Origin of the sequence: Pseudoalteromonas sp. BSi20311 (assembly GCF_000239875.1) — a bacterium.
Classification (GTDB): Bacteria; Pseudomonadota; Gammaproteobacteria; order Enterobacterales; family Alteromonadaceae; genus Pseudoalteromonas.
This window is the reverse complement of the sequence record NZ_BADU01000147.1, coordinates 1-2,861: the sequence shown is the minus strand read 5'-3', so window position 1 is coordinate 2,861 and position 2,861 is coordinate 1. Positions and strand designations below refer to the sequence as shown.

1 protein-coding gene and 1 rRNA gene are annotated in these 2,861 nt (G+C 38.7%); one reads left to right on the top strand and one right to left on the bottom strand.

Annotated elements, in window-relative coordinates; translation table 11 throughout:
• Positions 1–739: 739 nt before the first annotated feature.
• Complete coding sequence (locus tag P20311_RS14630; protein ID WP_036985249.1) at positions 740–2,158, bottom strand: sodium:alanine symporter family protein; 1,419 nt, start codon at positions 2,156–2,158, stop codon at positions 740–742.
• Between the two features lie 608 nt (positions 2,159–2,766).
• Here P20311_RS14630 and P20311_RS14625 point away from each other — a divergent pair.
• Positions 2,767–2,861: ribosomal RNA gene (locus P20311_RS14625) — 16S ribosomal RNA — on the top strand; the annotation flags it as partial.

Here is a 2,861-nt window from a genome sequence, read left to right as displayed (position 1 = left end):
ATACTCTCCCCGTTTATTCTAGTTTAACTATTCTCTGATTAAATTTTTAATCATCAAATCGCATAATCGAACTAGTATCTTATTCTTTACACTAAATTATTTCGTTTATTTGAAACCTTTATGTCTCACATTTTTTAAAAAGCCTATCCCATCAATATATTGCCTTTGATCATTTTTATAGCTCAAACTTGACGCTAGCTACGGAAAAACTCTCATTTAAAACAAAACACTAAATTTAAGCTTTGCTATATATAAGATTTTTATAATTCAAAATAGACAACCTAATACTAAGCGGTTTATATAAAAGTAGTGGTATAAGACTCTTAAATGGAGTTGGTGGCTGTGTTTCGTTATATACATAAACCAAAGTCAGTATACAGTTACTTGTATTAACACCATTACAAAGCCATAAAGTGTATTAAGAGCGTTGATGTAAGCTGCTTAACTAATCGATTATAAGGAGGTATGAAATGCTTGATGATGCTGTTACTAGGAATATACAGACGAGGCTTATACGAATCCGCAATAATACTTAAATCATTTTGAGAGGCCAAACCTGACGCTAGTTACGTTAAAAATTCCTCATATAGAACAACTAAACATCGAAATTGTTGCTTTGCTATTAACACGATTTCTCTACCTCAAAATAGACTACTTAATTAAGCGAATTGGTACTAGACAATAAAAAACCCGAAATGGCCATGGCCGTTCCGGGTTTTTAACTTAAATCACTTTAAAGTTATTTGTGCCAAATACCTTTCGGAATAGTTTTATTAAGCTTGTTATTTTTACTCGGATCAAACGTTGGTAACTTACCAGCACGTCGTTGAGCGTTGTAATCTTTGGCAAGCCACACCACAACTCCTGAGAGCATAAATAGTGCGATTACGTTCACAATCGCCATTAGGCCCATAGACACATCAGCTAGAGTCCACACTAATGGTAATTCGCCAAGTGCACCAAACATCACCATACCTAACACTAATAATCTGAAAACCAACATGCCAGATGCGTGGTTATGCTCTAAGAATAATAAGTTCGTTTCGGCATAAGAATAGTTAGCTACAATTGATGTAAAAGCAAAAAACAAAATAGCGACCGCAACAAATATTGCGCCCCAGCTACCTACATGTTCTTCAAGGGCGGCTTGTGTAAGTGCTATACCTGTTACATCAGAACCTGGAACCAATTGTTCTGATAATAAAATAAGCGCGGCAGTTGCTGTACAAATTATAATGGTATCTACAAATACACCCAGCATTTGTACATAACCCTGTGACGCAGGGTGAGGCGGGTTAGGTGTTGCGGTTGCTGCAGCGTTAGCAGCGCTACCCATACCTGCTTCGTTTGAGAATAACCCGCGTTTGATCCCTTGGATCATCGCTTGCATAACACCATAACCAATTGCACCAGCGCCAGCTTGTTCAAGACCAAAAGCACTTCTAATTACATGCATAAATACATCAGGTAATTCAGTGTAATTTACGGCACATATATACAGTGCAACAATTAAGTAGGCAGCGGCCATAAATGGCACTGCTAATTCAGCAAATCGTGAAATTGTTTTTAGGCCACCAAATATGATGATGCCAGAACCAATAACGAGTGCGATACCTACTACATAGTTTGGAATACCAAAGGCGACTTCAAAAGCTGCAGCAATAGAATTTGACTGCACCGCATTAAAAACTAAACCAAAGGCTAAAATTAAACATAGTGAGAACACGATGCCCATCCAGCGTTTGCCAAGTCCGTATTCCATATAATAAGCAGGGCCACCACGAAAGTTGCCTTCTTCATCGCGTATTTTGTACGCTTGAGCCAATGTACTCTCTGCAAAACTAGTTGCCATGCCAATTAAAGCAATTAACCACATCCAAAAAATAGCACCAGCACCACCTAAATAAAGCGCGACTGCAACACCCGCCATATTACCGGTACCCACACGGGCTGCTAAAGAAGTACAAAATGCTTGGAAAGAGGAAATACCGCCATCTGACCCTTGGCGACTCTGAAACATAACTTTAATCATGTGTGGGAATTGTACAAATTGGATGAAACCAAGGCGTATGGTAAAAAATAGCCCAGCGGCTATTAATAAGTACACTAAAATATGACCCCATAAGAGACCACTTATACTATTTATTATATCTGTCATGTGTGTTGCCTAGTGAACGAGTTGTAAATATGCGGCGCAACTTACCACAAGCAAGGTAAATAGTTTAGTAAACAGCGCAAAAAAATGAGTTATCCACAGGGTTTTGTGGGTATCTTGTGTGTCTGGGTGGGGTATCTTTGGGGTAAGAATTAAATGCAAAAAAGCGTTTAAAAACGCTTGCGTTAAAATCGGATCTCCCTATAATGCGACCCCACTGAGACGGCAGAGCGCAACGCATAGCGTGGCACGAGCTACTCAGTGAGTCGAGTAAAACTTAGTTCTGAAAACTTTCAAGTTTAACAAAATTAAGTGTTGACAAAAAAATAGGAAAGCGTAATATGCTCAGCCCTAGCGAGATAAAGTTTAACGCTTTAATCGCAACGTTCTTTAACAATATAAAGCAATCATCTGTGTGGGCACTCGTACAGATTGAGTTCTAACAGCCAAGCTACTTAGGTAGTGAGGCAAACAAATTTAGAGTCTCAATTTAAACTGAGTGACCAACAGCAATAACTACTTAGGTAGGAATTGCAGCACAGTCAATTCAATATCGAAAGATATTAAATAAATTCAGAATTCATTGAGCTGTCGAAAGACATAAAACTTTTTAATTGAAGAGTTTGATCATGGCTCAGATTGAACGCTGGCGGCAGGCCTAACACATGCAAGTCGAGCGGTAACAGAGAGGTGCTTGCACCTTTGC

Coding starts and splice junctions, on each gene's coding strand:
- P20311_RS14630 (WP_036985249.1), bottom strand. CDS start 2,158: ATGACAGATATAATAAATAGTATAAGTGGTCTCTTATGGGGTCATATT.